The 23,893-nt window shown below is 64.2% G+C and carries 22 protein-coding genes and 2 pseudogenes; 13 read left to right on the forward strand and 11 right to left on the reverse strand.

What is annotated here, in order from left to right; genetic code table 11:
* Positions 1-234: 234 nt before the first annotated feature.
* Entirely contained in the window at positions 235-1,983 is a 1,749-nt protein-coding gene (locus tag HWX36_RS12035; protein WP_175952319.1) for a cholesterol oxidase substrate-binding domain-containing protein, read from the reverse strand.
* A gap of 919 nt (positions 1,984-2,902) precedes the next feature.
* On the opposite strand from HWX36_RS12035, the gene HWX36_RS12040 reads away from it, so the two are divergent.
* The gene (locus HWX36_RS12040; RefSeq protein WP_175952320.1) at positions 2,903-3,391 is read left to right on the forward strand and encodes a hypothetical protein; all 489 of its coding nucleotides are present in this window, start codon (positions 2,903-2,905) and stop codon (positions 3,389-3,391) included.
* A gap of 184 nt (positions 3,392-3,575) precedes the next feature.
* Positions 3,576-4,397: a helix-turn-helix transcriptional regulator gene (locus tag HWX36_RS12045; protein ID WP_175952321.1), complete on the forward strand. Its 822-nt coding sequence runs from the start codon at positions 3,576-3,578 to the stop codon at positions 4,395-4,397.
* A 260-nt stretch (positions 4,398-4,657) separates the two neighbouring features.
* On the opposite strand, the gene HWX36_RS12050 is transcribed toward HWX36_RS12045, so the two are convergent.
* The 3 genes from HWX36_RS12050 to HWX36_RS12055 form a co-directional block, all read right to left on the reverse strand.
* Positions 4,658-5,557: a LuxR C-terminal-related transcriptional regulator gene (locus tag HWX36_RS12050; RefSeq protein WP_175952322.1), complete on the reverse strand. Its 900-nt coding sequence runs from the start codon at positions 5,555-5,557 to the stop codon at positions 4,658-4,660.
* A 203-nt stretch (positions 5,558-5,760) separates the two neighbouring features.
* Entirely contained in the window at positions 5,761-6,171 is a 411-nt protein-coding gene (locus tag HWX36_RS37115; protein ID WP_347879212.1) for a hypothetical protein, read from the reverse strand.
* The gene (locus HWX36_RS12055) at positions 6,153-7,157 is read right to left on the reverse strand and encodes a cyclic peptide export ABC transporter (RefSeq protein ID WP_347879214.1); all 1,005 of its coding nucleotides are present in this window, start codon (positions 7,155-7,157) and stop codon (positions 6,153-6,155) included. Before HWX36_RS12055 ends, HWX36_RS37115 begins: the two co-directional genes overlap by 19 nt.
* A 268-nt stretch (positions 7,158-7,425) precedes the next feature.
* Between HWX36_RS12055 and HWX36_RS12060 the strand changes: the two genes are divergently transcribed.
* The 3 genes and pseudogenes from HWX36_RS12060 to HWX36_RS12070 all read left to right on the forward strand — a co-directional run.
* The gene (locus HWX36_RS12060; protein WP_175952323.1) at positions 7,426-8,991 is read left to right on the forward strand and encodes a methyl-accepting chemotaxis protein; all 1,566 of its coding nucleotides are present in this window, start codon (positions 7,426-7,428) and stop codon (positions 8,989-8,991) included.
* A 477-nt stretch (positions 8,992-9,468) separates the two neighbouring features.
* The gene (locus tag HWX36_RS12065) at positions 9,469-9,999 is read left to right on the forward strand and encodes an OsmC family protein (protein ID WP_175952324.1); all 531 of its coding nucleotides are present in this window, start codon (positions 9,469-9,471) and stop codon (positions 9,997-9,999) included.
* A 52-nt stretch (positions 10,000-10,051) separates the two neighbouring features.
* Positions 10,052-10,210 (forward strand): annotated as a pseudogene (locus HWX36_RS12070) (MFS transporter); the annotation flags it as partial.
* A gap of 257 nt (positions 10,211-10,467) precedes the next feature.
* Here the strand turns inward: HWX36_RS12070 and HWX36_RS12075 are convergent.
* Together HWX36_RS12075 and HWX36_RS12080 are read right to left on the reverse strand one after the other, a co-directional pair.
* A complete protein-coding gene (locus HWX36_RS12075) occupies positions 10,468-11,862 on the reverse strand; it encodes an LLM class flavin-dependent oxidoreductase (RefSeq protein ID WP_175952325.1) in 1,395 nt (464 codons plus the stop codon).
* The gene (locus HWX36_RS12080; RefSeq protein WP_175952326.1) at positions 11,859-13,142 is read right to left on the reverse strand and encodes an acyl-CoA dehydrogenase family protein; all 1,284 of its coding nucleotides are present in this window, start codon (positions 13,140-13,142) and stop codon (positions 11,859-11,861) included. Before HWX36_RS12080 ends, HWX36_RS12075 begins: the two co-directional genes overlap by 4 nt.
* A gap of 292 nt (positions 13,143-13,434) precedes the next feature.
* Here HWX36_RS12080 and HWX36_RS12085 point away from each other — a divergent pair, with 292 nt between their 5' ends.
* Both HWX36_RS12085 and HWX36_RS12090 read left to right on the forward strand, forming a co-directional pair.
* Complete coding sequence (locus tag HWX36_RS12085; RefSeq protein WP_175952327.1) at positions 13,435-14,673, forward strand: SfnB family sulfur acquisition oxidoreductase; 1,239 nt, start codon at positions 13,435-13,437, stop codon at positions 14,671-14,673.
* Positions 14,664-14,825 carry a hypothetical protein gene (locus HWX36_RS12090; protein ID WP_175952328.1) on the forward strand — a complete coding sequence of 54 codons (162 nt, stop codon included), beginning with the start codon at positions 14,664-14,666 and terminating at the stop codon, positions 14,823-14,825. Before HWX36_RS12085 ends, HWX36_RS12090 begins: the two co-directional genes overlap by 10 nt.
* A 50-nt stretch (positions 14,826-14,875) precedes the next feature.
* Here HWX36_RS12090 and HWX36_RS12095 read toward each other — a convergent pair whose 3' ends face one another.
* The 3 genes and pseudogenes from HWX36_RS12095 to HWX36_RS12105 all read right to left on the reverse strand — a co-directional run bounded on the left by HWX36_RS12095 (position 14,876) and on the right by HWX36_RS12105 (position 16,557).
* Entirely contained in the window at positions 14,876-15,283 is a 408-nt protein-coding gene (locus HWX36_RS12095; protein WP_175952483.1) for a DUF3224 domain-containing protein, read from the reverse strand.
* Between the two features lie 134 nt (positions 15,284-15,417).
* Positions 15,418-15,846, reverse strand: a pseudogene (locus HWX36_RS12100) (type 1 glutamine amidotransferase domain-containing protein); the annotation flags it as partial.
* A 93-nt stretch (positions 15,847-15,939) separates the two neighbouring features.
* A complete protein-coding gene (locus tag HWX36_RS12105; RefSeq protein WP_175952329.1) occupies positions 15,940-16,557 on the reverse strand; it encodes a LysE family transporter in 618 nt (205 codons plus the stop codon).
* A gap of 67 nt (positions 16,558-16,624) precedes the next feature.
* On the opposite strand from HWX36_RS12105, the gene HWX36_RS12110 reads away from it, so the two are divergent.
* On the forward strand, positions 16,625-17,551 hold the full coding sequence (locus tag HWX36_RS12110; RefSeq protein WP_175952330.1) for a LysR family transcriptional regulator: 927 nt from the start codon (positions 16,625-16,627) through the stop codon (positions 17,549-17,551).
* Between the two features lie 109 nt (positions 17,552-17,660).
* Here HWX36_RS12110 and HWX36_RS12115 read toward each other — a convergent pair whose 3' ends face one another.
* Positions 17,661-18,680 (reverse strand): AraC family transcriptional regulator, encoded by a 1,020-nt coding sequence (locus tag HWX36_RS12115; protein WP_175952331.1) that lies wholly within the window; start codon positions 18,678-18,680, stop codon positions 17,661-17,663.
* 13 nt (positions 18,681-18,693) lie between these two features.
* Positions 18,694-19,149 (reverse strand): GNAT family N-acetyltransferase, encoded by a 456-nt coding sequence (locus HWX36_RS12120; protein WP_175952332.1) that lies wholly within the window; start codon positions 19,147-19,149, stop codon positions 18,694-18,696.
* Positions 19,150-19,639: 490 nt separating this feature from the next.
* Between HWX36_RS12120 and HWX36_RS12125 the strand changes: the two genes are divergently transcribed.
* The 5 genes from HWX36_RS12125 (at position 19,640) to HWX36_RS12145 (ending at position 23,543) form a co-directional block, all read left to right on the forward strand.
* Positions 19,640-20,485 (forward strand): ABC transporter permease, encoded by an 846-nt coding sequence (locus HWX36_RS12125; protein WP_244136411.1) that lies wholly within the window; start codon positions 19,640-19,642, stop codon positions 20,483-20,485.
* Positions 20,472-21,323, forward strand: coding sequence for an ABC transporter permease (locus HWX36_RS12130; protein WP_175952334.1), 852 nt, complete (start codon positions 20,472-20,474; stop codon positions 21,321-21,323). The genes HWX36_RS12125 and HWX36_RS12130 overlap by 14 nt, the downstream gene beginning before the upstream one ends.
* Entirely contained in the window at positions 21,320-22,351 is a 1,032-nt protein-coding gene (locus HWX36_RS12135) for an extracellular solute-binding protein (RefSeq protein ID WP_175952335.1), read from the forward strand. The genes HWX36_RS12130 and HWX36_RS12135 overlap by 4 nt, the downstream gene beginning before the upstream one ends.
* Positions 22,352-22,829: 478 nt before the next feature.
* Positions 22,830-23,135, forward strand: a complete 306-nt coding sequence (locus tag HWX36_RS12140; RefSeq protein WP_175952336.1) for an H-NS histone family protein — start codon at positions 22,830-22,832, stop codon at positions 23,133-23,135.
* A 243-nt stretch (positions 23,136-23,378) separates the two neighbouring features.
* On the forward strand, positions 23,379-23,543 hold the full coding sequence (locus tag HWX36_RS12145) for a hypothetical protein (protein WP_175952337.1): 165 nt from the start codon (positions 23,379-23,381) through the stop codon (positions 23,541-23,543).
* Positions 23,544-23,893 lie beyond the last annotated feature (350 nt).

Genomic DNA, 23,893 nt, shown 5'->3' on the forward strand with positions numbered 1-23,893 from the left:
CCGGCAATCGCTTCGACCGCGGGGCATGGGCCGGAGCACATCGAGGCTGCACTCCCGCAGCCTGGCGACCCGCAGGCGAGCCTGCCGGGTCGCCGATTTCACCCGTTCCGCCGTTCGCCACGGTTCGGGCTTGCCGTCCGCCGCGTCCGGAACGACCTTGAACCTGTCCGGTTTGCGCACGGTCATCGTGATCCGTTCGGGGACAGCCGTGGCGACCGGCTTGTGCCGGGATCGCTACGGCATCAGCCGGTCGAGCAGCGGCGACCGGAAGATCCGGTGCGGGTCGTAGCGTTCGAGGGTCGCGCGCGCCGTATCCCAGCTGCTCGACGCCGGCTGGCCTTCACGATGCAGGTTCGGAATCGTGGTGGTGAGCATCGTGTCGTCTTGCCAGGCGGCCGTGTCCGTATAGGCCCAGCCCTTCGACCATTCCGGGCGCACCGTTGCATACGAGCCGGTGTAGTTCGCGAGCATCCATTGCTCGATCTCGCGATAGAAGCGATCGGCGGCCGGCGTGCCCGGCAACGTCAGGATGTCGAACCATACGGCGGTATCCCATTCCGGCCGGTCGGGGCGCGGCTTGAGCGCGGACAAGGTGGGCACGACCGCGCCCGCGCCGGCATCGGCCGGCTTGTCGAGACCGGTGACACGGATCTCGACGGGGCCGTTCATCGGATACTCGCCGCGCGCCTTGTACGTGTCGACGCGGTTCTGATAGAACTGCACGAACTCGCTGATCACGCGCTGCACGTCGGCGCGCCGCGCCAGTACCGCGTAGCCGTTCGCGGTGACGCGCAGCGTCGTCGGTCGAATGTACTGCAGCACGGTGCGCGACCAGCCCCAGATGTCTCCGCTGAGCGTGAGTGCGAGACCGGCCGTCGTGATGGCCAGCTGCGTCTGGCCGAACAGCGGCGTCAATGCGCCTTCGCCGCCGATCACGATCCGCTTGACGAGATCCGAGATGGACTGCGAGATCGAATCGGAGAACGGATAGTTGTACGGCTGCGTGACGGCGCGCGACAGGAACGGCTTGCTGGGCGTCGGCGTCCAGACCTTGAGCCACGGTTTGGTCGTGAACGGGAACCAGATGGCTTCCACCCGGCCCGAGCCGTCGAGAAACGACGCGATCGTGCGGCCCGTCGCGCCGGCCGGGGCAAACAGTTCGGATGCCGGAATGTCGACGTAGCTCTGGCAGCGTAGCCGCTGGTTCGGGCCGGCCGTCAGCGTGACGTCGACGACGAACGCCCGCCCGATGTGCGCGAGGAACGCGCCGATCTCGGGATCGCTGCGCTCGAACCGGCGCAGCACGTATTGCTGCCGGGCCGGATCGAACACGACCGCGGTGAGCGCGACCACGAGATTGCTCAGCGAGCCGTAGGTCTGGCCCGGTTGCAAGGTTTCACCGGCCGCCGGCACGGCGGTGCCGTGTGCATCGATCGCGAGCGCGCCGCCGAGCGTGATGTCGCCCGGCGCAGGCGCGGCAATCACGCCGAGGCCATACTGCTCGAGCGTCGCGAGCAACGACTCCAGCGAGACGCCCGTCTGGGCGGTGACGCGCGCCGGACGCGCCGACGTGTCGACGGAGACGGCCGTCAGCGACTTCGTCGTATCGAGCAGCACGAGGTTCGCGGCGCCGGCGCCGGGGTCCAGCGTCAGCGGCGACCAGTTGTGCATGTAGCCGCGCGGGCGTATCCGGTAGCCGTTTGCGCGCGCCCAGTTGACGGTTGCGACGACGTCGTCGGCGGAGCGCGGCGCGGCGGTCCATGCGTCCTGCACGGCGATCTCGCCGCTCCAGTTCTGGAACGCCTGCTTGTAAAGCGGGATGTCGGCCGGGAAGCCGGGCGGGGTGTCGCCGGCCGTCCGCGCGTGCGCCGCAATCTGATAGAGCGGGGTCCAGCCGGTGACGATGCCGGCCGCCGCGAGCTTCGCCATGTCGGCCAGGAAGGCGCGACGCGGCGCAGGTTCGTCTCGGAAGTCGTGACTCATGGTGTGCTCCAATTTTTCGGAATTGTTTTGCAGATTGGAAAGACGACAAATGACGCGTTGAGACTCGTGTGGCAATTCGAGCAGGCGCGGCGCGTGGAAAGCGTTGCGCGTTGGCAGCCGGGATTGAAAAAGACGGTGTGTTCGGCAATGCGCGGCCGCGCATTGCCACGGACGTCTAACAGGAAATCGGAAAACCGCCGGGCGACTTCTTCAATTGGCCGTCGGCCCGTTCTGGCGGCAAGCAGACAGGGAGATTCGACGAAATCGCGTGTGGCGAAGCGCTAGCCGTGGCGATCGGTAAAAAATGATTTCACGTGAATATTAATTTCCATGTTTCGGTTTTTTAAATAAACCCGGCCGCAGTTCAAAATTGATTGAGGATGTGTCATGTATTTCGGTCGAGAGCCTAGCAATTTATCTGTCGGGTGGCAAGCGGCGGGGTTGACGAATTTCCGATTACTTAATATGGAAATTTCATGACGAGAGGTGGCTTTGCCATTTGTGGATATTTTGCAACGCCGGTATCGGTGGCAAGCAGCCGTGGGCTGGAGGTGGAGATTATGCTTTGCCGCCGCGCGAATTGAATCGATCGTTGAGCGAATCGAAATAACGTCCGGTAGGCAATATTTGAAGCCAGCTCGGTGAGCGGGTGGGTATGGCGAAATTCGGAAATTATTTGATCGAATAAGGCGTCAGGATGAAAATTCGTGGTATGCGTCGCCTGGGGGATTATTGCAAAAGTTCGTGGTAAGCAGATGTTGGTTTATCCGCGCATTCATAATCATGCCAATGGGTGGCTGGCAGATTGGTCGATTTCCGGTTTGCGAGCGACGTGATTTAAAAATAGATGTCAGGTTAACCGCAAATGTCTTAAATCATCGCTATCATACGCGGCTGGGATATGCATGGATAAAATTCAATGGAAAGAATCGTTGCGCTTTTTGATCGCGATTTTTCGTTGAATTCACCGGGAACGCACCCACTCCGGGGCGGCGCCGGGTTTTTCAATTCAGGTTTTCAGTACGTCCGGCGGCGGCGCGTTTTCATCCTGCAACGCGCGTCGCTTGAAATGGACGTTTCAGCCTCTTGCAGCTTCGCCAGTCATGATCGTCCATCGATGCGGCGCCGGCCGCATCGCGCCGTCCAATACGGAGGAAACATCGTGCCTGTTTCACGCTTGTCGTCGGACTGTTCGATCGTCGGTGCCGAGGCGGCACTCGCCGCGCCTGAAGATCGCTCGCACGCGCGCTGCGTCTTCCGGATCGCGGGCTATGGATGCTTGCTCGACGGCCCGCGCCACGTTGCCGAGCCATTCGACTCGCGCTGGCGCGCCGACGCATTGGGCTCGCAGCCGGCCGTTGAGCGCGGCGCGGCCACCGTTCCCGCATGCGGTCTCGCATCGGGCTGAACAGGGAACGGCGCGCCGTCGTATCGCGTGAGCCGAACGCATCGGCGCGCGATGGCGGCGGCGCGTTGCCCGCTGAAGAAGGCGCGCGACGCAGCGCGGGCAGACGCGCGCCGCGCAAACCGTGCCGGCTCGCCCGCGCTGGCGCTGCGCCACGTCCTCAAGCACGCACAACAAGGAGAATCAGATGTTCGCGAAGCTCGGGAAGGTGATTTCGAGCGCCGGCAGTGAGCGGTTCGCATCCGACATGCATGCATTGCTGGTCGAATCGATTCCGCTCGCGATCACCCGGATGACCGAATGGACGCTCGACGAGCCGGCGGGCGAAGTCGTCCGCGTCCAGTCGCTCGGCGCGTTCGGCGCGCCGGGCGACGACGGGCGCGGGAAGCCGGCCGCGCACGACGCGCGGGAACCGGCAGCGCATCCGCCGTTGAACCGGATCCTGGCGGCCTGCGACCGGCAGCTCATTCACATCAATCCGCTGATGCGGAGCGGCAATGGCGGCGAAGTCGCGCCGCCACGCGGACCGGGCGGCGGATTTCAGTGCCATCTCGTGTCGGGCAAGGCGAATCGCCGCTACGTGATCTCGCTGCATCGCACGGCATCGCATCGCGACTTCTCGTTGCAGGAGATGTCGTTCCTGAAGAATTTCGCCGATACGCTGCTGCCGCTCGTCGAGTGGCATGCGTCGACGCGTCGGCACGGCGAGCTTGAATGCGCGACGGCGCCCGGTGCGGCGGCAGGCATGCCCGGCGTCGAGGCGCTGCGCCACGAGTTCGAATCGCGGCTCGCGCGCGCGGGGGTCGCGCTGTCGGTGCGTGAAAACGAAGTGTGCCTCGGCCTGCTCGCGGGCAAGATGCTGCGCGAAATGGCCGGCGAGCTCGGTGTGAAGGAGAGTACGGTCGAGACGTACATCAAGCGCGCCGCGCTGAAGCTCGGCATCAGCGGCCGGCACGGGCTCACGAAATGGATGATCGACGATGCCGTGCCGTGCGCGTCGGCGGCGTGACGCCGACGCACGACGCACCCTGCCGGCCGACGTGCCTGGATGGCTGACGCGCGTGCCCGCGCCGACGCTCGTCGTAGCGGGCGATGACGACGGTGTCGCCGGCCGGATTGCCGGCGTGCGACTCGAGGTGGCGGCCGGCGGCAGCCGTCCCCTGTCGTTTCGTGCGTCGCCTGCGTCGGCGTTGCGCGCGCTGAAGGGCCTGGCGTGCCGCACCCGACGCACGCCATGCCGCCACGCATGCGCGTTCGGGCAGCGGGCCGTCAGGTTCCGATGCGCGGCGGCGCGTAGTCGCGCCGCACGCTTCTCGCGCCGTCCCGGCCGGCTTCCGTCGCGGCTCCGGCCGTCTCGTCGAGCATCCAGCGCGTCAGGCCATGACGCCCGCCGAAGCCCAGCTTGACGGCTGCCCGCTTCAGGTAGGTCTCGACGGTGCTTTCGCGCAGCGCGAAACGTACGGCGATGGCGGGCACCGTGTCGCCGGCCAGCAGTGCCGTGCAGGCCTCTATCTCGCGCGTCGACAGCTTGACGCCGGCTTGCCGCAGCCGGTCGGCGAACCGCCGCGCCACGCGCTCCCGGCCCGATTGCGTCGCCGGCGGCGCGGCGCCGGTCACACGGGCGGCCGGCGGAGCCGAATCGCGCGCCGCGACATGGCTCGCGACGATCGGAAACAGCACATGCGAGAGTTCCTTGAGGAAGGTGCGCTCCTGCGGCGAGAAATCGTCGAACGTACTCGTGCGATACAACGAGATCACGTAACAGTGGCCCCGCTTGCGGGTCACGAGGTGGAATTGCGCGCAACGCGGCGACACGATCGCCGCCTGCATGTGGACGAAGCGGTCGAGCTGCGCGTGGGTCGGGCCGTGGCCGGCGAGCGTGTCGTCGACGTGCAGGCGGCTCGCACCCGGGCGCGGCGGCATCTGCGGCCCGCAACAGGCAGCGGCCGGGCCGGCCTGCGCGAGCGCCGCGCCGACCGCACCGACCGCACCGAGGCTGCGCACCCCGGGATTGCCGTCGGGTGCGGCGTCGCCCGCAAGCTCCGAAATGCGGATCTCGTCGACGGGGACCGCCGCGGAGATCAGGTTGTACATCATTCGGGGAAAACGCCGGCTACCGCTGCTCGAGATCGCTGCGCCGACGTGTGCGAACAATCTGCTGAACTCCATGAAAGGATTCCTGATGAGACGTTGAAGCTGCGCGTGCGCGCATGGATGCCGACATGATTTAAACACCCGGCTGCGCACGCGTCTGTAACGGATTGCCGGGACAGCCGAAGCATCGCCGGCCGCCGAATCCGGTACGGCGCACGGCGACCGTTCCGTCCGTCTGCGACAGACTGCGCGCATCGTGTCCGCATCCGGATCGCCGCTCATCCGGCCGCTTCGGCCCGGGCGTCGCACAGGGCCGTATCGGAGAAGATGCGGCCGCTATCCAGGCGAGCGACCCGATCCGCCAGCTTGAAATACTGATCGTTGTGGGTAACGATGACGACGCATTTCCCGCGGGATTTCAGGTCGGGAGCCAGCACTTCATAGAAAAATCGCTTGAAGACCGGATCCTGATCGGCGGCCCATTCGTCCAGGATATAGATCGGACGATCCTCGATGTACGCGCAAAGCAATGCCAGGCGCTTGCGTTGCCCGGTCGACAAAGCCCGGGTTGTCGAGAACGTCCGGCCGGAAATTTCGATCTTGTCCGCCAATTTCAGGGTTTCGAGGTATTTCCGCGCAAGCTCGACGCTTTCGTTGCCCCGATCCGATCCTATGATCCGGTTGAACAAATGGAAATCGGTGAAGACGGCGGAAAACAGGTTTCGGTAGCGTTCCCTGGCGTCGTCGTCGATGACTTTCCATCGAGGGAAATGGTGCCGCCGCTAGGCGCATAGAGGCCGCTGAGCACCTTGCCCAACGTGCTCTTGCCGCTGCCGTTTCCGCCGATGACATAGACAAGTTCGCCGGCATGAATCGTCATGTTGATCGGGCCGGGCACGAAGTCGACCGACGACGCGTTGTCACGGTAGTTCATCGTCACCTCTTTCAACTCGATGACCTTCCACAGCTTCGCCGATGGCGATTCCACGGTGCCCGGAGAGGGCGGCTCCTTGCGTGAATCCTGCGTGTCGTCGATCAGGAAACCGAATTCAGCCAGCCTGGCGAGCGCGGTCTTGCCTTCGGCCATCACCGGCAGAATATTGATCAGCATGGTCAAGCGCCCCATCATGTAGAGCACGGCCGGAATGCTCGCCGTGAGTACGGACGGGTCCACGACGCCGAGCGAAGGTACGCCGAACAGCAGGCATCCGAGCAGGACCGCTGCCATGATCTGGCCGATGCTGTCGCCGCTCATGAACCAGAAGCGTTCGATGTAATTGAAGCCTGCCACGCGCCTCGACGACAATTCGATCGCGGCCCGGGTAAACCAGCGTCGCCTGGCCCGGTTGAGCTTGAGCTCCTTGATGCCGAACACGAGGCGATGGGTATATTCGTTGAACTGGACAAATTCATCGCGAACCCGCTCCGTGAAATTGACCGCCTTTCGATAGAAAAACAGATAAAGCGCCAGGCCGACGATGGTCAGGATGATCGTCGAAGCGAACACGATCCAGGAGAGATAGGCGAGATAGGCGATGCTGCAGATCAGCACGACCGATTGAACGATGATCGTCGGGATGGTGAGCAGGGTCTGGCTCAGCTGCGGAATGTCTTGCTGGACGAAGCGGGTTCGTAGCGACTCGCGACATGGCCGGGTGCGCAGGCCCGGTTCGATCCCGGTCCCTCGAGGGCACGTCGCCGCCCGCCCCGCAACCGATCAGGCAGGCGCCGGCCGCGGTGGATGTGACTGCAAGAGGAGCGGGGCAACCGACACCTGTCGCAATCGTCAAGATTCGCGTCGCGTGCAGATAAAACCTCCCCGTTCCCCCCGCCGTTAACCCGTTCGCAGCCCATGCGCCCCGTGTTGCGACGCGGCGCGCGTCTTTCGTGATCCGGAATCCACATCCGCCGCTGGCCGCGCCCGGCCGGCGCAAGGGAACGTCATGCGAAAACAACTCACTATCCGGGGTGGTCTCGTCGCGACCATCGCCGGCTATACCGTGCTGCTCGTCCTGGTGGTCGGCGCGTGCATCGCGGCCCTCTACATGGGCAACGGTTCGCTCGAGGCGATGTACCGCGACGACACCGCGTCGCTGCTGCACTTGAAGACCAGCTCCGAGCGGATGCTCGTGCTGCGCGAACGCATGAGCGACGTCGCGCAGATCATCAGCGCCGGCCGCTCGGGCAAGGAAGAGATCGCGACACTCCGCACGCTCCTCAAGCAGAGCAACGACGAACTGGATGCCTATGCGGGCCTGCACGCACGCAACGCCGACGAGCAGGCGCGGTTCGACACGCTGCAGAATCGCCGGCGGGCGTTGCTCGACCGCGTGTTCCTGAAGGCGCTGTCGCAACTCGACGGCGACGACGGTTTCGGCTTTCTCGACACGCAACGCACCGCGCCGCCCGAGCTGTTCGCCGCCTACCAGGAGGCGATCGATGCGCTCGAGTCGTTCCAGGTTGCGCGCGAAAAGGCGCGCTATGAGGCGGCCGGTGCGCATTTCCACCGGATCGTGTGGGGGATGGCGGCCGTTGCGGCCTTCGCACTCGTCGTCGGCTTTTTTGCACAGCGCGTGCTCGCGAAGGCGATCATCGAGCCGATCAATCTCGCGGTCGACCAGTTCGAGAAGATCTCGAAGGGCGACCTGACCGGAACGGTGGTCGTGCCTGGCGAGAACGAGATGGCCTACCTGCTGCATGCGCTGAAGCGGATGCAGGACGGCCTCGTCGACACCGTGAACCAGGTGCGCGCGAGCACGGAGACGATCGTCGGCGACGTCCGCACGATCGCGAGCGGCAACGTCGACCTGTCGGCGCGCACCGAGCAGCAGGCCGTATCGCTGCAACAGGCGGCGGCGAGCGTCGAGCAGCTGACGGCGGCCGTGCGGCAGAACGCGGACAACGCGCGCGATGCCCGCACCTATGTCGAAGGCGCGGCCGGCATCGCGTCGCGCGGCGGCGAGGCGATGCAGCGCGTCGTCGAGACGATGTCGGCGATTTCGCACGGTTCCACGCGGATCTCCGGAATCGTCGGCGTGATCGAGAGCATCGCGTTCCAGACCAACATCCTGGCGTTGAACGCCGCCGTCGAAGCCGCGCGCGCAGGCGAGCAGGGGCGCGGCTTCGCGGTCGTCGCGACCGAGGTGCGCGGGCTCGCGCAACGCTGCGCGTCGGCGGCGAAGGAGATCCGCGAACTGATCGGCCAATCCGCGCAGCGTGTCGAAGACGGCAGCGGCCTCGTCGCACAGGCCGGCTCGGCGATGGCCGAGCTCGTCGCGGCGGTCGAGCGGGTCAATACGATCATGAGCGAAACCAGCAACGCGTTCGAGGAGCAATCGTCGGGCATCGAGCAGGTGAACGCCGCGGTCATCCAGATGGAGCAGACGATGCAGCGCAATGCCGCGCTGGTCGAGGAGGCCGCGGCCGCGGCGCTGTCGCTCGACGAACAAGGCTCGCGGCTGAGTGCGGCGGTTGCGCAGTTCCGTGTGCGTGACGCAGCGCTCGCCTGACCCATCGATGCGCGCGACCGGAGCGGGATCGTCGGGCCGCACGTGTGGCCGACGCGGTGCGCCGGTGTCGAAGCGGCACGGTTCTGGTGCGGACATCGTGATTGCCGACGTCGACGCGCGCTTCATGCACCGGCGTGGTGAAGCACGACAATCGGACGATCGCCGAACGCGGTGCGAAGCGGTCTGCGTTCACGGCCCGCGAGGCGACGGCGTCGCCGCCGCGATCCTTGTCGGCCAAGGCGGCCGCGTAATTTCTCGAACGTTCTCCACAGGGTTATGCACGGAAAATGTGGATAACTCGAGCGGATGAAGAACCGCCGATGGTTCGTGCGCGCGTGTCGCCATGCGACATCACGTACCGCGAATTGCTTTGCCGGAATGATCGTTTCGTGGCTGTCGCGAAAGGGCATAGCATGAAGACCCCTCTCGATTGGTCGCCGCATGCGTGGCCAGTCATTGCGACCATCCCGGCCCGACATGACGACACTGAACGACTATCTCCAGCAAAAGCGCGACGCGTGGCTCGCGAAAAAGGAAGCCGCCCGCAGCCATCCGGATCTCAAGGCGACCCCGCTGAAAGCGACCGTACGCGCGCTGGGCCGCAGCGGCGTGCGGGAAATCCGCATTCGCGATTTCCAGGTGATCAGCGACAGCCCGCCCGATTTCGCGGGCTACAACCTCGGGCCGGCGTCGCCGGAGCTGCAACTCGGCGTGCTGGGCAGCTGCCTGACGCACATCACGCTGATCCAGGCCGCGGAGCGCGGCCTGAAAATCGACTCGATCGAGGTCGAAGTGACCGGCGACCAGCATCCGCTCGCGCAGCAACCGGGTTTCGAGCATGTGCCGGTGTTTCCGCACAACCTCCGCTACACGCTCGATATCGTGTCGCCCGAACCGCCGGAGACGATTCGCGCACTGCATCAGGCGGTCGAGGCCCTGTGCCCGATCTTCAACCTGCTGCGACTGCCGCAGACGATCGACGGCGAGTTGCGGCATACGCACGGTTGAAGTGCGCCGGTGCACCGGCGCGTTGCAGCCTGTCGCGCCGCTGCGGGGTGAGCAGGCGCTCGCGCTGTTCGTGCTGCCGATCCTGCAGGCGCGGCTCGGTACGGACATGTTCCAGGTCGTCGCGATCAGCGCCGCTACGCCGATCGTGTTCCTGCTGATCGTGCGTGACGAGCCGACGGCGCGTGATATCGACGACGAGGGCGTTGCTTGAGCGAGGTCGTGGTCGCTCGTCATTGGGAAAGCGGGCGCGCTTGGTGCGCGCGTCGCCGTTGCCGCAACGGCTATGCTCGCCCGCTCGATGTGCGAGCGCGGAAGCAGCGCGCACGTAGTGGCCGCACCGAGTGACGGGAGAGGGGCAATCAAGCGGCGGCGGGTCGGGCGAGTGGTGGCCCGACGCACCGGTTTCTGCTCATCGTGAAGCCAGCCGGCCCGCACGCGGGCCAACCAGCCGACGCGTTGACGTCACGCTCAGGCAGCCACCCGCTCGGCATCGCGCTTGACCTGCTCGATGTCGCGGAACTGCGCGGCCGGGTGTTCGTCAGGCAGCCGCGCCGATCCGCCGAACAGTTTCTCGCGCAGCGTGCCGGGCGCATAGCCGGTCGGATACACGCCGCGCCGCTGCAGCTCGGGGACGAGATGACGCACGACATCCTCGAAGGTTTCGTGCGCCACCGCATACGCGAGATTGAAGCCGTCCACGTCGGTAGCGGCGACCCATTCCTGCAGGATGTCCGCGACGGTCGCGGCCGAGCCGACGAACACCGGGCCCAGGCCGCCGATGCCGCCCCAGGCCGCCAGTTCCTCGATCGTCCATGCGGTATCGCCGCCCGCCAGGTGTTCGACCGCCGACACGATCGCATTCGTTTCGACGCGCCGGACGGGATCGCTCGGCGCGTACTGGCCGAAGTCGATGCCGGTCCAGCCGGACATGAACACCAGCGAACCGTCGTACGACACATACTGGCGATAGTCGTCGAACTTTGCCTGCGCTTTCTCGTCGGTTTCGTCGACGATCACGGTGACGAGGTTGTAGATCAGGACCTTGCTCGCGTCGCGCCCGGCGGCCGTGGCCTGCGCGCGCATGTCGGCCACGTAGCGCGCGAGCTGCGGGCGGGTCGGCGCGGCGACGAACACGCATTCCGCATGCTGCGCGGCGAACGCCTTGCCGGGACCGGACGCGCCGGCCTGGAACAGCACCGGCGTGCGCTGCGGCGACGGTTCGCACAGGTGATAGCCGGGCACCTCGAAGAAACGGCCCTTGTGGCCGATCTCGTGCACTTTCTCCGGATGCGTGAACACGCGGCCGTCGCGATCGCGGACCACCGCACCGTCTTCCCAGCTTCCCTCGAACAGCTTGTACAGCACCTCGACGTATTCGGCCGCGACCGCATAGCGGTCGTCGTGCGTGCGCAAGCCGTGATCGCCGACGTTCTTCGCGCCGCTTTCGAGGTAGGACGTGACGATGTTCCACGCGAGCCGGCCCTTCGTGTGATGGTCGGCGGTCGACAGCCGGCGCGCGAACGTGTACGGGTGTTCGAACGTCGTCGATGCGGTGATGCCGATGCCGAGATGCTCGGTCGCCATCGCGATCGGCGCGGCGAGCTGCAGCGGATCGTTGACCGGGATCTGCGCGGCCTGTTTCAGCGCGTGGTAATTGCTGCCCTGGTAGACGTCGTAATAGCCGATCACGTCCGCGATGAAGATCGCGTCGAAAATCCCGCGTTCGAGCACGCGCGCGAGGTCGGTCCAGTAGTCGAGATCCTTGTACTGCCACGACCGGTCGCGCGGGTGGGCCCACAGCCCGGGCGACTGGTGGCCGACGCAGTTCATCTCGAACGCGTTGAAGCGGATGGTCTTGCTCATCGGGCGGCTCCTGTCGCTGCCTGCGTGCTCGCGCCCGCATCCGCACCCGCACCTGCGCCGTTGCCGATCTGCCAGACGAACGGCGGCGTGCGCCCGTTGATGACCCAGTCGCCGACGATCCGCGCCTTGTAGACGAGCGGATTGTGCGACGACACGGTGCGCGCGTTGCGCCAGTGACGATCGAGCGCCGTCGTGCTGCGGGTGGCGGACGCGCCGAGCGCGTCGAACAGGCGCGTCGCCGCGCGCAATACGAGTTCCGACACGACGAGCTGGCTTTGCGCGGATTCGATCTCGGCCGCGACGTTCGCATCGTGCTCGGCCGTTGCGTCGTCGCCGAAGTGCGCCTCGTAGGCCTGTTGCAACGGCTGCGCGGCGCGCAGCGCGAGCGCGTCGGCCGCATAGGCCCACGACGCGATCTCGCCGATGACCTGTTGAAGCTGCGCGTCGTCGGCCGCGCGCGGGGCGTTGCCGTGGCTGTAGACGCGGGTGCGGCGGCGCACCAGGTCGCCCGCGTCGCGCACGATCGCGTGGCCGATGCCGGCCAGCGTCGCGACGTGGAAGAGCTGGTAGAACGCCGTCTGGTACTTGAAGCGTCGCGCGAAGTCGATGATGTCCCGTGCGTCGACCGCCGCGTCTTCGAAGCGCGTGGTGCCGCTGCCGGTCGTCGTCTGGCCGAAGCCGTCCCAGTCGTCTTCGCGGATCACGCCGGGCTGCGCGGTTGCCACGGCGACGATCACGTCACGGCCGTCGTCCGCGCGTTGCGCGAACACGTCGATCCAGTCGGCGAACAGGCTGCCGGTGCTGTAGAACTTCCGGCCGTTCAGCACGAACCGGCCGTTCTGTTCCGAAACCTTCGTGATGGTCTGGCCAAGCGCGACGTCGCCGGTTTCCGTCCACGCATTGCCGACGAGCTGGCCGCTCGCGAAGCGGTCGAACCACGTCTGGCGATCGGCGCCGGGCGGTGCGTTCAGCCAGTCCTCGACGAACGCGCAGTGCCCGCGCAATGCCTGTGGCAGATTGGAATCGGCTGCGGCGAGTTCGGTCAGCAGCCGGAACAGCTGCGGCAGCGACGCGCCGGCGCCGCCATCGTGCACCGGCAGCCGCACGGCGCCGAAGCCGGCGGCCTTCAGCCAGCCGATCGCCTCATGCGGTAGTTCGCGACGGCGTTCGCGTTCCGCGGTGCCGGCCGCGATGCGTTCGAAGATCGGCCTGAAGCGGCTGGCGAGCGCGTCATAGTCGGCGCCGGTGGAAAGGCGGGTTGCTGCGGGAGACGAAGTCATGCGGGAGTCCTTGAAAGGCGGGGCCGTCGATGCCGGCAGGCCAGTATAGGAAGCGTGCTGAGGACGATCCAATAACGGATTCGCACATCGTTATCGCCATCGGGCATTACGCCGGCGGGGCGGCGTGGTGTCGATGCTGAAGCGTCGATCTCGCCGCTGACGCGCGGTTGCCTGCATGCGGCGTGCCGGATTGTTTGTCGTCCGAAGGAATATCGTTGTGCGAATCGATCGGTTTGCGGGCATGCGGGGCGCTGCTAGATTGAATCTTTCCGTCAATCAGCAGGAGAGCCCGATGTCAGAGACGAGCGCCACGATCCAGGAACGGCCGGCCGATACGCAACCGCAGGCGGCCCGCGTGATCGCCGACGACGCGCAGGCCATCGCGGCCGCGCATGCGCTTGCGCAGCGGCTTGCGGAAGGGGCGGCCGAGCGCGACCGGGTGCGCCGGCTGCCGCACGACGAGATCGAATGGTTCTCGCAATCGGGGCTGTGGGCCATCACGGTGCCGAAGGCCTATGGCGGCGCGGGCGTATCGCATGTGACGCTGACGGAGGTCGTGAAGATCGTCGCGGCGGCCGATCCGTCGCTCGGGCAGTTGCCGCAAAATCATTTCGGGCTGGTCGACGTGATCGCGCTGACCGGCGCCGACGCGCAGAAGCGCCACTTTTTCTCGGAAGTGCTGAGCGGCAAGCGGTTCGGCAACGGCTTTTCGGAGAAGGGCACGAAGCACGTGCTCGACCTGAAGACGCGCGTGCGGCGGGACGGCGACGATTACGTCGTCGACGGTGCCAAGTTCTATTCGACCGGGGCGCTGTTCGCGCATTACGTGCCGGTGCTCGGCCTCGACGACGAGCGCCACGCGTGGCTCGCGTACATTCGCCGGCCGACGCCCGGGCTGACCGTGATCGACGACTGGTCGGGGTTCGGGCAGCGGACCACCGCGAGCGGCACCGTCGTGCTCGACCACGTGCGCGTGCCTGCGTCGCATGTGCTGCCGGCCCAGCGCGTGTCGGATCTGCCGACGTTGAACGGCCCGCTGTCGCAGATCATCCAGGCCGCGATCGACGCGGGCATCGCGCAGGCCGCGCTCGACGATACGCTGGCGTTCGTGCGCACGCGCACGCGGCCGTGGGTCGACAGCGGCGTCGAGCGGGCGGCCGACGATCCGCTGACGATTCGCGAGATCGGCCACTTGCACATCCAGCTGCATGCGGCGGAGGCGCTGCTGGAGCGCGCGGCGCGGACGCTCGACGAGATCGCGGCGCGCGGCGACGTGACCGAGGGCGATGTCGCGCGCGCGTCGGTGGCGGTGGGCGAGGCGAAGGTGCTGACGACGGAGATCGCGCTGCTCGCGGGCGAGAAGCTGTTCGAGCTGGCCGGCACGCAGTCGACGCTGGCCGAGCACAACCTCGACCGGCATTGGCGCAATGCACGCACGCACACGCTGCACGATCCGGTGCGCTGGAAATACCACCTCGTCGGCAACTACTACCTGAACGGCGTGCGGCCGGCGCGCCATGCATGGAATTGAACGCATGGCGACCGTGGTGTGATGGCTCGGCGATGGTTGAGTGCATCGCCGCGGTCGAATGCCTTCACCCGATCATGAGCGAACCCGGCAATGCCTTCGTCGAAGCGCAAGCGCCGGGTATCGGGCGGATGAATGCTGCACGGAGGGCGTGACTGTAGCGTCGCGGCGACGCGACGAAGTCGCCGCATCCCGATGCGTCGGCTTAGCGGGGCGAGTCAGGCAGCGTGTAGTCGAAGCGGTACGAATGCTGGCCGTTGTCGATGGCAATCGTCATCGAGCCCGAGAGCCCCAGCAATTCTCCGGTTCCGGAATCGGGCACGACGGTGATCGATTGCTGCGGCTGCCCGCGGGTCATGGTGGAGCTGTGCTGCAGGACAAAACTGCCGTGGCGGCCGCCCAGCACACCTTGCACGGTTTCCATGGCCACATAGCCGGCGGAACCCTGGACGCTGCTTCGAAACGCGAGCATCTCGCCCTGACTGACGGCTTCCAGGTCGCCGTGATATTGCTTGTCCAGCGACATGCGGCCGAGCCCGGACCGTTCCGCGACGGTACTCAGGGATTCCGGATTCAGCTTCACTTGAAACGGACCGTTGGCCAGCGATGTCATCGCAGCGCTCCTTGTCGAATGGGCAATTCGCACTATAAGCCAACCGGTTCCGCCGCAGGTAACGGTTTGCTCGAGATGGCGGAATCGAATGCGAATCGGATGGCGGATCGTGTGCCGCGTGGCGCTTGCGGCGATCATCGACATCCCGACCTCGACCGCTTTCCCCGATGACGCTCCCTGCTTTCGCACCCTTTCAGGATCTGGCCGGTCACCAGGCGGCCGTCGACGACGACGTTCGACGTGAACGGCAGCAGCGCCTTCTCGTAGCGCGCGCCACGCTGCTGCATCTGCTGCTCGACGTTGCAGGGCACCTTGTTCGCGACGCCGGCCAGGATTTCCTCCAACCACGCATAGCCGGTGATCCGGCGCCCGGCAACCAGCAGCGAGCTGTCCGACAGCTTCGGGTTCAGCAGCCCGCGGTAGCCGGGACAGACCGACGACACGATGCCGCCGCGTTCGTCGATCTCGCGCGTGAGCCGCTGCCGCCCCGCATCGTCCGGGTAGTCCCACATCACCGCATGGATGCCGGTGAAGTAGATCGCATCGAAATCGGCCGGATCGATCGCGCGCAGGTTCTGACGCTGCCGAACGGCGCATCCGGCGCGCCAGCGAAGCGCGCTCGCCGGTTGCATCGGCACGCGGCGCGTCGTTTCGAGTCAGCGCCCGCCGCGCGCGATGGCGAGCGCGACGCCGAAGCCGACGAGCAGACAGCCGAAGGTACGGTCGATCCAGTGGCGCAGCGCCAGCAGCCGATCGCGGACGGCCGTGGCGGAGAAGCACAGGGCCACCAGGCTGAACCAGCCGGCATGCGCGACGGCGATGAACGCGCCGTAGCCGATCTGCACGATCAACGGCGTGTCCGGCCGCACGGCCTGCATGAACAGGCTGACGATGAACACCGTGGTCTTGGGGTTCAGCGCATTGGTCAGGAAGCCGGTGCGCAGCGCGGCCAGATCGGATAGCGGTGCGGGCGGTGCATCCGGCCGCCCGTTGCCGGCCTTCGTCATGAGCATCTTCACGCCGAGGTAGATCAGGTAGATCGCGCCGACCAGCTTGACGGCGTTGAAGAGCCACAGGGACTGGCGGATCAGCAGGCCGACGCCCAGCAGCGTGTAACTCACGTGAATCGTCACGCCGAGCCCGATACCCAGCGCGGTGAGCACGCCCGAGCGGCGCGACAGCATCAGGCTGTTGCGCGTGACCATCGCGAAATCCGGCCCCGGGCTGATCACGGCAAGCAGCGTGATGGTGATTACGACTATCAATTCGGTCATCGTCTTGTCCTTGCGATTGATGGCTTGATGGCGCAATCTTATGGGTCATGTTCCATCGGGAAAAGCGATGATTTCTGACCAGAATGGTGAGATTGACTCACAATCGGTTCGCGGGAGCCTGCCGTCGCTGATGGCGCTGCGCTGCTTCGAGGCGGCGGCGCGTCATGAGAATTTCAGCCGTGCCGCCGACGAACTGTGCTTGACCCATGGCGCGGTCAGCCGCGCGGTGCGATTGCTCGAGGGCGACCTGGGCGTGGCGCTGTTTCAGCGGCGCAGCCGTCGCGTGTTTCTGACCGATGCGGGCCGCAAGCTGGCGCAGGCTGTCCATGACGGGCTCGGGCTGATGCGTCACGCCGCGCAGGAATTGCGTACCGAGGCTGCCCGGGCGCGGCGCTGGGTTCTGTCGTGCGAGCCGACGCTTCTGATGCGCTGGCTGATTCCGCGCTGGCCGGATTTTCAGGAGCGGCATGCAGGCGTCGACATTCACCTGGCGGCCGCGGGTGGCCCGTTTTCGTTCGACAGCGGCATCGACATGGCGATTCGACGCAATGACTTTGCGTGGCCAGCGGGTTATCACGCGGAGCGTCTGTTCGCGGAGAAGGTCGGGCCGGTTTGCCGGCCGGACAAGGTCGATGCGTGGTTTTCTGCGCGTCGCGGCGATCGTTCATTGAAGGCGGACGTGCCGCGGTTGCAGACGCGGACACGGCCGGACGCGTGGAAGGAATGGGCGGTGGCGGCGCATCAGCCGGTAGCCCGCGGGCGCGGGCAGATGTTCGACCATTTCTACTTCAGTCTGCAGGCGGCGGTCGCGGGGCTCGGTGTCGCCATGGGTCCGTGGCATCTCGTTCGCGATGATATCGAAAGCGGCGTGCTGGTCGCGCCGATGGGGTTCGTCGAGGATGGTTCGCATTACTGCTTGTTGACGCCGGAACCGGTGGCGGCGGGGAGTGCGCAGGCGGAGTTGCTGGGGTGGTTGAGGGCGGCGGTGGGATGAAGGGCGGCTGGTGACGTGCACGATCGGCTGCCGCCTTGATGATCTTGCGAAGCTGCAGGTGCGGCGACTCGATCGCGTTGTCGTTGTCGTATGGACAATCTTCCGGATGTCATCCGGTCGCTTCTTTCGACCAGCGCTTCATCGCCCGGCTGAATGCGGATGTGTTTTTGTACCCCAATCGCGCTGCGATCTCCTTGATCGAATATTCCTTTTTGGAAAGATATTGCGACGTCAGATCTTGACGCACAAGGTTGTGCATGGCGCTGAACGACGTTCCCATTTCCTGGAGTTTGCGCTGCAAGCTGCGCAGTGAAAGCCCGAGCGCGCTGGAAAAATCAGCGATGTCTTGACACGCGGGGTTGTCATACATCAGCGCAAGTAGTCGTCCGATGAGGTCCGATGGGGCCCAGTGCGCCAGTTCGAATTCGCGCTTTGCGCACGCCTTTTTCGCCAATTCGAATTCTATCGGGTGGGCGAGCGGAAGCTCGGTCTCGAGTGTCGATCGATCGAACTCGAGAAAATTTTCGCTGGAATTGAATTCGATCGGGCAGTTGAAATAGGCGCGGTAAGACTCCGCGTGCGGGGGTTCCGGATAAGAAAATCCTATCTTCAGAAACGCCGGATATTTTCCGATCAAATCATGCATCTCCCGGCGAATGGCGGTGAAAACCATGTCGGTGTTCAAGACAAGGAGATCCGGGCGATAGGTATAGCCGCCAACCGCAATCCTGGCCACATCGCCCCTTGTCGTCATCCTCATTCTGAAATAACTGATCCCCAGCAATGGATGATCGAAGCCCAGGCGCAGCGCGTCACCCAGCGTCGGGCTCACCAGCATCGCGTGGGCTCGCAGGCCGTACGATGTCACCGGGATCGCGTTTCCGATATGAAGCCCGATCGAGGTGTCGCCGGTTGCCTCGAGCGCATTCGCAAACAGCACCATTTCCTGTGCATGCGTGACCATTGCGTCGGGTCGCTCGACGTCCGAGGGAGAAATGCCCGTGCCTTTCAGCAGGACGTCGACGGGAACCCCCATGCGCTTCATGAAGTCGAGCGTGACGAAGATGGTGTGAAGCGGCGCGGGACGTTGCGCTGCAGTGCGGTGAATGACGTCGGCTACCGGCCTCATTTGACGCCTTGGATCACGCATTTCCGAGCGACTTCGTAAACACGACCTGGCATCCATACTCGTCCAGTTCGCCGCGCTTCCACCCGAGACGCTGGTAGAAGCCATCGGCTCGCGAGCCCGGGTCGGTCACGAGCGTGACTTGCGCCACGCCCTTTTCCTTCAACCACGTCAGCGCACGGTCGAGCAACGCGCGGCCGATGCCGGCGCCATGGAATGACGGCCTCACAAACAAGGCCGTGATGAACGGCTTTTCGGTGATGACCGGCAGGCAGATCCCGACCACCTCATCGCGAGATTCACAAATCCAGCCGCCTCCCTGCCTGATTTTCTCGATCAAGAGGTTGCGGTTGAGCAGGTGAACCTGGTGCGGATGGATTCTATTCTCGCTCACGGAGAATCGCACGTCATAAAAAGCGCCGATGTCGCGCTCGGTCATTCGGCGGTATTCCAGATTCTCAGCAATGGCCATATTCGTTATCGTCTCTCATCTCGTTATATGAAATATACGTGGTGCGACTTGGGCAACTATCTCACGATTTTTGCAAATCCACCAACGATCCTGACGCGGGAGCGGGATAGCTGTCGACATGTGCCGCCGCGGACTGAGGGCCAGTCGGCCATCGGCGTGGGGCGCAGCACCCGGTGACCGTTCATGGTGGCCTGGCGATTGGGCAATAATTTAATATCCCTGCGTCGATCCAAATTACACTAATTAGTGAATTTCCATATCTGAAATGGTTTGCCTAAAAATGTCAATCGGCAAATTTATAATTTCATTGTCGCTCACGGGTAACACATTGGCGCGAACGGCACGGGCAACCCCTGTAAATGGAGCAGTCAATTTGATACGCTTCCTGCCCATCTAACCGACCGATTCGAGGTTGTTGGTAGTGCGCCAAGTCCCTATAGTCCGTCTGCTGAAATCATGGCGGAAGATGTATAACCCGGCAGTGCCCGTCATGGTCGCGGGTGTCGTGCTTCCCTTGATCGTCCTGGCGGTGGTCTCGCTCAGCGCGCCGCTCGACTTCGGCGGCGTCGCGTGGGGCGACTTCACTGCTCGGGCGTACGAGCGGGTCGTCTTCGATCAGGACTTTGATGGTTCGCTTGTCGTTCAGCAGGGTTATCTCGCCATTTTCGCGCGGTCGATGGTCATGGCCCTGCTGACCACCGCGGGATGCCTGTTGATCGGATTCCCGACGGCGCTTTTCATGGCGACGCGCCCGCGGAAGTGGAAAGCCGCGTTGCTGATCTTGATCACGATCCCGTTCTGGACCTGCGTCGTCGTCCAGATGTACGGGTGGATCATCATCATCGCGGACAACGGCCTGGTGAATCAGCTATTGACCAGGGCCGGCATCATGAAAGGCCCGCTCGGCTTGCTCTATACCGATCTCGCGACCTTGATCGGCCTCGTCTATGCGTTCACGCCATTCATGATCCTGCCGATCTTCGCGGCGCTCGATGACCTCGACTGGCGGCTGGTCGAAGCGGCCTACGATCTGGGGGCGCACAAGCCGGCCGCACTGGTCCATGTCGTCGTGCCGTGCTGCCGTCCGGGCATCATGGCGGGCGTCGGCCTCGTCTTCGTTCCGGCACTGGGCTCCTATACGATCCCGGGTTTGCTCGGTGGCAACCATGCTTTCATGATCGGCAACTTGATCGATTTCCAGTTCGCCGGTGGACGGGATTGGCCTTTGGGCGCTGCCATGTCGTTTGCATTGCTCGCCGTGGTGCTTCTGGCGATGCTCGTGTCTCGACTGGGCGTGCTCTTTCAACGACAGGAGCGCGTTCATGAGTTCGCGTGAACTGCGCCGGTTTCCGTTGACCCGTCCAATCGCATTCGCGGCGCTGTCGTTCCTCTATCTGCCGATGCTGACCGTGATCTGGATGAGCTTCAACGTCGGACAGTCGGCCCTCATATGGGACGGGTTCGGTATCCGCGGTTACGTGGAAGCCTGGTCTGATCCGACATTGGTCCGCGCCGCGAAGAACTCGCTGCTGCTGGCGTTGGCGTCGATGGTGCTTTCCACCACGCTTGCGACGAGTGCAGCGCTCGCCTGGTGGTCGCGAAGCGATCGGCGCGGTTTCGACCCGGCGGGACTTCTCATCGCGCTTCCTCTGGCAATCCCCGAAATCGTGCTGGCGATCGCCACCATGATGCTGTTCTCGATGTTCAAGACCGAGCCCGCATTCGGTGTCGTCCTGTTTGCGCATGTGGTCTTTAGCGTGCCGCTTGCTTACCTGCCGATCAAAGCCAGGCTCAAGCGGATCGATCGCACCTTGCTCGAGGCCGCCGCGGACCTGTCGGCCACACCCTGGGCGGCGTTCCGGCAAATTACCTTGCCTCTGGCGCTACCCGGCATAGTCGCCGGGGCGCTGCTGTCGTTCGTCGGGTCGATGAACGACTACGTCACCAGTTACTTTCTCGCCGGGGCCGGCATGACCACACTGCCGATGTACATCTTCAGTGCGATGAAGATCGGGATCACGCCCAAGGTCAGTGCGGTCTCGACCGTCGTCATCGGCCTTTCGTCGGTGCAGCTGATGGCGGTCTGGCTCATCGGTGCTCGAGGTAAAAGAAGAACCGCGCCCAAGCAATCCGGGATGCATCACGCAAATCTCCAAGCAATAGGAACAGTATGAAAAAAACAATCGGGGCGATGTTGCTCCTGGCGGCTGTTACGACGCAGGCTGCCGAGCTTCATATCGGAAGCTGGCCGGGCATCCTGCCTGCGAACTTGATCAAGAAGTTCCAGACGGATACCGGCATCGAGACGACGCTGGACACGTATGCAAGCGATGCCGCGCTGACCCAGAAACTGCAGGCTGGCGGCGGCGGCTACGACGTCGTGGTGGCCGGCGACTATTACGTCCCGGTGCTCGTGAAATCCGGCCTGTTGCTCAAGCTCGACAAGAGCAAGTTGCCGAATATCGCAAACATCAAGCCGGAATACCGTCATCCGGCATTCGATTCTCAGCGGGACTACGCGATGCCCTTTACGGTCGTCCTGACCGGGTTTGCGTATGACAGCGCGCGCGTGCCGGGCGGCAGGCTCGACGATAGCTGGAAGTCCTTCTTCGAGCCCCCGGCGGCACTGCGCGGCCAGGTCGGCGACCTGGACGTCGAGGAGGAGTTGTACATGGCCGCGAGCTGGTATCTGGGGCAGGACGAATGCACCGAGCGCCCCGAGGATGCGAAGCGCGTGCTTGACGTCCTGCAGAAGCAGAAGCCGTTCGTGAAGACATACAGCAACGACGGAACGATCGACCGTCTCGCGTCCAGGCAAATCACCGTTCAGCACATCTGGAATGGTGCCGCTGCGCGCGCGCAGGATCGTCTGGCGAGCATCCGATTCGTGTATCCGAAAGAGGGCGTCCGGTTGTTCATGGATAGTCTGCTTATCCCGGCGAAAGCGCGGAACGTCGAATCGGCCTACAAGTTCGTCGACTGGATGATGCGGCCTGAAAACATCGCGCTGGTGACGAACGCGATCCGGTACAACAACGAGATCATCGGGTCGGAGCGCTACGTTGATCCTGCGCTGCTGAACAACCCCGCGACCAAGATGCCCGAGCAATACAAGGACAGGCTCAAACCGTACAAGATGTGCTCGCCTGCGGCGATTCAGCTACGCAACAAGGTCTGGCTGAAGTTGAAGGGAAATCAATGAGTAGCGCTGGCGCTCGTTGACTTCCTGAACGAATCCTCGCCGCATTTTGCCGAAAGCGAGCGGTGAGGCGTCGGAAGCGGCCATGGACGATGCTGCGAACATCGTCTATGGCCTGACCTTGGCGTACACATTGAGAGACCACCATGGCCGACCGCATGCCACGACGATATCGACCTGCCGAAACGCGTTGCGTAGGCACCCCCGTGCGTCCCTCGGCACGCAGCCGGGTCATCAAGCAGTGAGCAGATCGGCAAATTCTTGTAAGAACCATTAGCCTCGGTCGACTGCCCCGCCTGTCTTCTGCGACGCGTCAGCGCTCGGCGCAGGCGGTTCGCGATCTCCCCTCTCGATCGCACCTTTTGTTTCGAGCGACCATTGCGTTCGTTCAGTCAAATATAGTAAGTATTGCGAAAAATATAGAACGGTGACGGTTTCAAATCAACCAGTTCAAAACATTGCCCCAACCAAAGGAACCGAGATGTCTACCTACCTGGAGCTGAAAGCCAAGATGCGTACACTTCAAGCTCAGGTGGAACTTGCGCGCAAGAATGAAATGGAGAACGCCGTAAAGGATGTTCAGAAAATCATCGCCGAGTTCGATCTGAGGCCCGAGGATTTGTTTGCCGGGATCCAATGTGTGCCCTGTCGGGTCAGGCGTCGCGCACCGGCGATCCCGAAATATCGGGACCCGGTGTCAGGCGCTGTCTGGAGTGGACGTGGACGGACGCCGCGTTGGATGGCCGGACAAGATCGGGAGAAGTTTTTGATCCGCACGCCGACATAGCGGCATACAGGTTTCGGTGCACCCAAACCGTTTGACCGCCAGATGCCTGGCCCGCCTCGCTGCTCGGGAGCTCCCGGCGTCAGCCCGCTACATGGCTCGATGCCATGCGAGCCGTGCATCGGAGTGACGGCACGGATTTCCCTGAAGCTTTGTCTTCGCGCCAGTTCCTATTAGGGAAATCCCGGTAAAGCTAGGGTTATCAAACGCGATTAACTTATATCAAACAAATTTTGACGATGATTTATGTTCCTGATATGGTTTTTCGCACCTGCAAAGCGCGGCCCGGTTGCGTTGGCGCTCGGCTTCGTCATCGCCGACCGCGCGCGTGGGTATGGCGCGAGCATGGAACGTGACGATGCAGTGCTTCTTCGAAATGCCGTCGAAGAAGCGTCCGGTTTCGCGCGGTGAGTCGTTCGGGTTCTTCGGCTGCGCGGATTTGGCACATCGGCTCGTCCGGATCACGAATTCGGTAGCAGGACGCCGGTTCGAGTGAATGCCCGGGCGTTTGCCTATGGGCAAGACGCGCTCGGAAGCCGCCACTCAGGGGCGAGTCCCTTTGCGTGATCGACGGTGCCGTGTTGCTGGAGCGGGGGCTGCATGTTTGTGCTGCAGACAGGCGGCTCGGCATGTTATCAACCCGCGGCGCGGTATGGCCGGAGCGGCAACGGAAGCAGGAAAGCGGTTTCGTCCAGGCAGGGACGCCGCGATGGTTCTAATCGAGAGAATGCCGGACAGGTCGAGATGCGAGACGCCTTTCC

Source organism: Burkholderia sp. BCC0405, assembly GCF_902833075.1.
Taxonomy (GTDB): domain Bacteria; phylum Pseudomonadota; class Gammaproteobacteria; order Burkholderiales; family Burkholderiaceae; genus Burkholderia.